The sequence below is a fragment of the Methylosinus sp. RM1 genome, from assembly GCF_011378635.1.
Classification (GTDB): Bacteria; Pseudomonadota; Alphaproteobacteria; order Rhizobiales; family Beijerinckiaceae; genus Methylosinus; species Methylosinus sporium.
Genome location: NZ_WOVC01000015.1, coordinates 93,654 through 100,476, shown reverse-complemented (window position 1 = coordinate 100,476; position 6,823 = coordinate 93,654). Strand labels below are relative to the sequence as shown.

6 protein-coding genes and 1 tRNA gene are annotated in these 6,823 nt (G+C 66.8%); 1 reads left to right on the top strand and 6 read right to left on the bottom strand.

The genetic code is table 11. The features are described 5' to 3' along the window. The 4 genes from FMZ75_RS12500 to rpe form a co-directional block, all read right to left on the bottom strand. A partial coding sequence (locus tag FMZ75_RS12500) for a DUF6538 domain-containing protein (protein WP_207783413.1) occupies positions 1-363 on the bottom strand: 363 nt, incomplete at its 3' end. 97 nt (positions 364-460) lie between these two features. Then, a tRNA-Gln gene (locus tag FMZ75_RS12495) sits at positions 461-535 on the bottom strand. 80 nt (positions 536-615) lie between these two features. Continuing rightward, a complete protein-coding gene (locus FMZ75_RS12490) occupies positions 616-2,106 on the bottom strand; it encodes a pyruvate kinase (RefSeq protein WP_166143163.1) in 1,491 nt (496 codons plus the stop codon). Between the two features lie 83 nt (positions 2,107-2,189). Continuing rightward, on the bottom strand, positions 2,190-2,876 hold the full coding sequence (gene rpe, locus FMZ75_RS12485; RefSeq protein WP_166143167.1) for a ribulose-phosphate 3-epimerase: 687 nt from the start codon (positions 2,874-2,876) through the stop codon (positions 2,190-2,192). Between the two features lie 178 nt (positions 2,877-3,054). Between rpe and FMZ75_RS12480 the strand changes: the two genes are divergently transcribed. Beyond that, positions 3,055-3,417 (top strand): hypothetical protein, encoded by a 363-nt coding sequence (locus tag FMZ75_RS12480; RefSeq protein WP_142862474.1) that lies wholly within the window; start codon positions 3,055-3,057, stop codon positions 3,415-3,417. A gap of 53 nt (positions 3,418-3,470) precedes the next feature. On the opposite strand, the gene fba is transcribed toward FMZ75_RS12480, so the two are convergent. Together fba and tkt are read right to left on the bottom strand one after the other, a co-directional pair. Continuing rightward, positions 3,471-4,553 (bottom strand): class II fructose-bisphosphate aldolase, encoded by a 1,083-nt coding sequence (gene fba / locus FMZ75_RS12475; RefSeq protein WP_166143161.1) that lies wholly within the window; start codon positions 4,551-4,553, stop codon positions 3,471-3,473. Between the two features lie 265 nt (positions 4,554-4,818). Next, positions 4,819-6,819, bottom strand: a complete 2,001-nt coding sequence (gene tkt, locus FMZ75_RS12470; protein ID WP_166143159.1) for a transketolase — start codon at positions 6,817-6,819, stop codon at positions 4,819-4,821. Positions 6,820-6,823 lie beyond the last annotated feature (4 nt).

Genomic DNA, 6,823 nt, shown 5'->3' with positions numbered 1-6,823 from the left:
GAGCAGGCGATAGACGTGGCCCATCACGCGCTCGCTGCGGCGGCTCTTCTCAGGATCGAAATCGTCCTCCGCGCGTTCGCGCGCCGCCACGGCCTCGAGCTTGTCGAGGTGCTGCGTGAAGACGATGCGGAACACCTTCTGGATTTGCGGCTGGGAGAGGCGACTGGTCATGGCGGCCGGAAAGAAACAACGATCGGCGAGCGCGGAAATCTGGCCCGCGAGGTAGCGCGCTCTCCCGGGGTTGCTGGCGCCCCGGCCGAGAATCAGGGTCGCAGAATTTCTCGATTCGGCAAGGGCCGATGGCAGTCGCCGCCGCCAATAATAGAACGCGCCGCGACGCACGACATGGGGGATGGCGGGCACGAAAATCTCCGTGGTGTACCAGCCATGTGTCACACGGATGTGGAAACGCGCCCCAGCTGAGGCGATTTTCTAGCAATTCCAATGATTTGCGGAGTTCTGGCTGGGGCGGGAGGATTCGAACCTCCGTATGGCGGAATCAAAATCCGCTGCCTTACCACTTGGCGACGCCCCAATGCGCCGACCGGCCGAGTCGCCGGGCGGCGGCTATCCAATAATGCCCCGGCGTCGGCTCCGCAACTTTTTCGCGCGCCTCTAGTCCCAGGCGCGCAGCGGCATGAAGCGGGCGAATTTCTTCGATTGATGGCGATCCATGCGGGCCAGCACGTCGCGCAGGAATGTCACCGCCTCGGCGAGATACGGCCCTTTGTTCAGCATCACGCATTCGGCGCGCTGGGCCATGGCGGCGTCCGTGGTCTCGGCCCGGCTCGGCGCGCCGTCCTTGATGAACTGGTCGAGCACCTGCGTCGCCCAGATCACCGGCGCATGGGCGGCCTCGCAGAGCCATAAAATCTCCTCCTGCATTTCGGAGAGCCGCGCGAAGCCGAGCTCGACGGCGAGATCGCCGCGGGCGATCATCACGGCGGTCGGATGATGCTGGGCCGAGCGCAGAATGAGCTGCGGCAGATTGCGCACGGCGAGGGGCGTCTCGATCTTCAGCACGATCGTCTGCTTCGGCAGCGCGCCGCGCCGCGCCGCGAGATGATCCTGCAGGAGATCGACGTCGCTCGTCTCCTGCACGAAGGAGAAGCCGACGAGATCGGCCTTGGCCGCGACGAAATCGAGATCGCGGAAATCCTTCGGCGTCAGCGGCGGCAGGCGCAGATCGATGGTGGGGAAATTGAGGCCCTTCTCGACCTTCAGCCGCTCGCCCTTGCCGCGCGCGCTGAACACTTCCAGCTCCACGGCGCCCGCGCGCGCCTCTATGACGCGGGCGCCGATCTTCCCGTCGTTGATCCACACTTCGGCGCCCGGCGCGAGCTGGTCGATCGCCTGCGGAAAGGAGGGGCGGATCGCGACCGGCCCGGCGGCGCGCGGATCTAGCGCGGCGACCATGGCGAAACGGTCGCCGCGGTAGAGGCGCAGCTTCTCGGGCGCGCGCACTTGCTCGATCCGGCATTTCGGCCCGGCGATATCCATCAGCACGCGGCAATTGCGCCCGAGCGCGGCCTCCGTGCCGCGAATATTGGCGATCATCGCCTCCCAGGCGGCGGCGTCGTCATGCGCGCAATTTATGCGCGCGCAGCCCATGCCGGCCTCCATCAGCCGGCGGATGAGCGCAGGCTCGCTCGCCGCCTCGCTCGGCAGCGTCACCATCACCACGGCGTGCGGCTTCGTGGGGACGGTGCCGAAAATCTGGTCGCGCGCGGCGCTCAAGGCGTCCTCGCCGGCGCGCATCGCCGCCGGCGTGGGGTAGGGGGCGTCGGCCTCGCCGTCGAGCCGCCTGAGCGTCGCGAGCAGCGCGTCCAGCGCCTCCATCACCTTGGCTTCGCTGCGGCCGAGCGAGGAGAGGCCGAAGGCCGAGAGGCGAGATTGCAGAGCGCTGAGATCGCGGCGCCGCAAGGCGATGTAATGGGCGAGATTCTCCGCCGCCGGAGCGGCCTGCGGCGTGAAGGGCTCGCCCCAGCGTGTGAGGAGGGCGGCGCCGTCGGCGATGATCTCCTCGCGCAGGCGCGACAGAGCGGTCGATAGCTCGTGGAGTTCGGCGCGAGCCTCGCTCGTTGGCCTGTGTCTGGCGTCGTTCATCCGGTGAAGTCCATTCGCGGCGAGGCGCCCATGGTTTCTTCCTCCATCGTGACGATTTCGCAACGTCGCTGTGCGACGCGCCGTCACACGGCGAGCGCGCCGGCAGCCGCCGCCGCATGACGCAGCGCGGCGATATTGTCGCGATAGGCGGAAACGCCCGCGCCGGCGAAGACGGCGGAGCCGGCGACGAGAACGTCCGCGCCCGCTTCGACGATCGCCGTCGTCGTCTGCGGCGTCACCCCGCCGTCGACCTCGAGCATGATGTCGCGACGACCGATCATCTCGCGAATGCGCCGAAGCTTGTCGAGCTGCGAGGGAATGAAGCTCTGCCCGCCGAACCCCGGATCGACGCTCATCACGAGAATGAGATCGACATCGTCGAGCACATAATCGAGCGTGCGCTCGCTGGTGGCCGGATTGAGCGACACGCCGGCCTTTTTGCCGAGCGAGCGGATGAGCCGCAGCGAGCGATGCAGATGCGCGCCCGCCTCGGCGTGAACGGTGATGATGTCGGCGCCCGCCTCGGCGAAGGCCGCGACATAAGGGTCGATCGGCTCGATCATCAGATGCGCGTCGAAAGTGCAGGCGGCGTGCGGGCGCAGCGCCTTCACCACGGCGGGGCCGAAGGTGATGTTGGGCACGAAGTGCCCGTCCATCACATCGAGATGAATCCAATCGGCGCCGGCGGCGACGACGTCGCGCACCTCCTCGCCGAGCCGTGCGAAATCGGCGGAGAGAATGGAAGGAGCGATGACGATGTCATTGGGCATATGAGAGGCTCCGTCTATGTCGATGTCGAGAGACTGGCGGGGCTCCCCGATTGCGATTGCGATTCGGCGGGCCGCGTCGATTTGCGTCACGCAGATTTCGTAATGGCGGTGCACCAATGAGATGGCAGGCGCGCTCAAAACCGCTCGCCCGCCGTACATCACATAGAGGGGGGATCCCATGAAAAAAGCCATCGCTCTCGCGGCGCTGCTGGCGCTGCCGTTCTCGAACGCTTTCGCCGCCGATTGCGTCGTTCACATCAAGCGCACGGCCTGCGCCGGCCAGGAGGCGGAGTCTTACAAGAAGTGCAACGGCAAGCAGGAGTGCGACACGCAGGAATCCGCCGAGAGCGAAGCCGAGTGCTCCGCCGTGGCGCTGAAGCATTGCGACAATTCCCGCCTGGATATCACGAAATACAAAGTCGTGACGGCGACCTTCAAGGGCGCGACGCTGACGGGCGGCTTCGCTTCCAGCGGCAAGCCCAGCTCGAAGGGCGCGAATTTCTGCGCCGGCGATCGCCCCGATCTCAATCAGTGCAAATAAGCTCGAAGCGAGCTTTGGCGCGCCCGACGTTTTAGGGCGCGCCGTTCGCCGCATCACTCCGCGGCCCTCTTTTCCGCGAATTGCGGATCGAGCGCGCCTGCGGCATAGCGCTTCGCCATTTCGCTGAGCGGGATCGGCTTGATCTTGTTCGCCTGGCCCGCCGCGCCGAATTCCTCATAGCGCTGCTTGCACACTTTGCGCATCGCCTCCTGCGCCGGCTTCAGATATTTGCGCGGGTCGAACTCGCCCTTGTTCTTCAGCAGCGTCGCGCGGATGGAGGCGGTGACGGCGATGCGGCAATCGGTGTCGATATTGATCTTGCGCACGCCGAATTTGATGCCGCGCTGAATCTCTGCGACCGGCACGCCCCATGTCTGCGGCATCTCGCCACCGGCCGCATTGAACGCGTCCTGCAAATCCTGCGGCACGGACGATGAGCCGTGCATCACGAGATGCGTGTTCGGCAGGCGATTGTGAATCTCCTCGATCACATGCATCGCCAGAATGGCGCCGTCCGGCTTGCGTGAGAATTTGTAAGCGCCATGCGAGGTGCCCATGGCGATGGCGAGAGCGTCGACCTTGGTGCGGGCGACGAAATCCACCGCCTGAGCGGGATCGGTCAGCAGCTGGTCATGGCTGAGCTTGCCTTCGGCGCCATGGCCGTCTTCCTTCTCGCCCTCGCCGGTCTCGAGCGAGCCGAGCACGCCGAGCTCGCCCTCGACCGAAGCGCCGACCCAATGGGCGAGATCGACGACGCGTCGCGTCACTGCGACATTGTAGTCATAGCTCGCCGGCGTCTTGCCGTCGGCCTCCAGCGAGCCGTCCATCATCACCGAGGTGAAGCCGAAGCGAATGGCGCTGGCGCAGGTGGCTTCGCTATTGCCATGGTCCTGGTGCATGACCAGCGGAATGTCGGGATACATGATCGCCAGCGCCTCGATCATCTTGGCCAGCATCACGTCATTGGCGTAGGAGCGGGCGCCGCGGCTCGCCTGGATGATGACCGGAGCGTCGACGGAGGCGGCGGCCTCCATCACCGCGAGGCCTTGTTCCATATTGTTGATATTGAAGGCCGGCACGCCATAGTCGTGCTCGGCGGCGTGGTCGAGCAATTGTCTCAGGGTGATGAGCGCCATTTGCGGTGTCCTCCCAGTGCCGGAATTCGATTAAAGTCTACGGCGGCGGCGCCAGAGCAATGCGGGGGGCGCAGGCCGATTCCGCTGATAGCGATATAGCGGAGCGCGGGAGATGTCATCACCTCCCGCGGCCGCTCGCCGAGAATTGCGACGCCCTCTCGCGAGGGTTTCTCTTGGTCTATTCGCTCGAGCTCGAAATCGACTATTCATTGCTGCCGGCGCGACGCCCGCGAAGCCGCGGGCGCCGTTCCGATCACGCCGATCGTCAGAGCAGCGCTTGCGCGGTTCCGGCGACGCCTTCGGCCGTTATGCCGAAGCGGGCGTAGAGCGCATCCGCCGGCGCGCTCGCGCCGAAGCCCGTCATGCCGACGAAGGCGCCGCGCTCGCCGATCCAGCGGTCCCAGCCGAGCCGCGCGGCGGCCTCGATGGCGACGCGCGGCGCCGAGCCGAGCACGCTGGCGCGATAGGTCGGCGATTGCGTCTCGAACAGCTCCCAGCAGGGCATGGAGACGACGGCGGCGCGCACGCCCCGCGTCCACAGAAGGTCGGCGGCGGCGAGCGCGATCTGCACTTCCGAGCCGGTGGCGATGAGCGTTACATGGCGCCCGCCGCTCGGCTCGCGCAGCACATAGGCGCCGCGGGCGGTGAGGTTCTCGCCGAGCGGCCGCTCCAGCGTCGCCAGATTCTGGCGCGACAGGCTCAGCACGGAGGGCGTCGTCTTCGCATTGAGGGCGATTTCCCAGCTCTCCGCCGTCTCGATCGCATCCGCCGGGCGGAACACATAGAGATTGGGCAGAGCGCGCAGCGAGGCGAGATGCTCGATCGGCTGATGCGTCGGACCATCCTCGCCGAGGCCGATCGAATCATGGGTCAGCACATAGACGACGCGCTGGCCCATCAGCGCGGAGAGGCGGATGGCGCCGCGCGCATAATCGGAGAAGACGAGAAAGGTTCCGCCATAGGGGACGAAGCCGCCATGCAGCGCTATGCCGTTCATCGCAGCGGCCATGCCGTGCTCGCGCACGCCATAGTGAATGTAGCGGCCGGCGAAATTCTCCGCCGAGACGGAGCCGAGCCCTTTGGTGATGGTGAAGTTCGAATGGGTGAGATCGGCGGAGCCGCCGATCGTGGCGTCGGTCGCGGCGTTGATGACGCCGAGCACGGTCTCGGAGGATTTGCGCGTCGCCACCTTGGGCCGCTCGGTGGCGAAGCTCTCGCGCAGCGCGCGCAGCGGCGCCGCCACCGCGCCGGAGACGTCGCCCTTCAGGAAATTCTCGAAGGCGTCGCGCTTGCCGGAGGCGGCGAGGCGCTGCTCCCAGGCGAGCCTTTCGCTCGTCCCGCGACGGCCGGCGGCGCGCCAGGCCTCCAGCGTCTCCGCCGGAATCTCGAAGGGCTCATAGGGCCAGCCGAGCTCGGCGCGGGCGAGCTCGATCTCCGAGGCGCCGAGCGGCGCGCCGTGGACCGTCTCCTTGCCCTGCTTGCCCGGCGCGCCATAGCCGATGACGCTGCGGCAGGCGATCAGCGAGGGGCGCGCGTCCTGCTGCGCGGCGGCGAGCGCGGCGGCGATCTCCGCCGGCGCGTGGCCGTCCACGCGCTGCACATGCCAGCCGGAGGCGGCGAAGCGCGCCAGCTGATCGGTGGAGGTGGAGAGCGTCGTCGGTCCGTCGATGGAAATGCCATTGTCGTCCCATAGCACGATCAGCCGGCCGAGCTTCAAATGGCCGGCGAGATCGATCGCCTCATGGCTGACGCCTTCCATCAGGCAGCCGTCGCCGGCGATGACATAGGTGCGATGGTCGACGATCTCATCGCCGAAACGCGCCGCCTGCAGCCGCTCCGCAATGGCGAGGCCGACGGCGGTGGCGAGGCCCTGGCCGAGCGGGCCGGTCGTCGTCTCGACCCCGATCGTGTGGCCGAACTCGGGATGGCCCGGCGTCTTCGAGTCGAGCTGGCGAAAGTTTTTCAGATCGTCGATCGAAACGCCCGGATAGCCGAGCAGATAAATCAGCGCATAGAGCAGCATGGAGCCATGCCCCGCCGACAGCACGAAGCGATCGCGGTCCGCCCAGTCCGGCGCCGAGGCGTCGAATTTCACGAATTGACGAAACAGCACCGCGGCGACGTCGGCCATGCCCATGGGCATTCCGGGGTGGCCGGATTTGGCCTTCTCCACCGCGTCCATCGCCAGCGCGCGAATGGCGTTGGCGGCGCGGCGCTCGTCCTCGGCCGCGGCGACTTCGGCGACAGTCTCCAGAACATTCGACATCGGA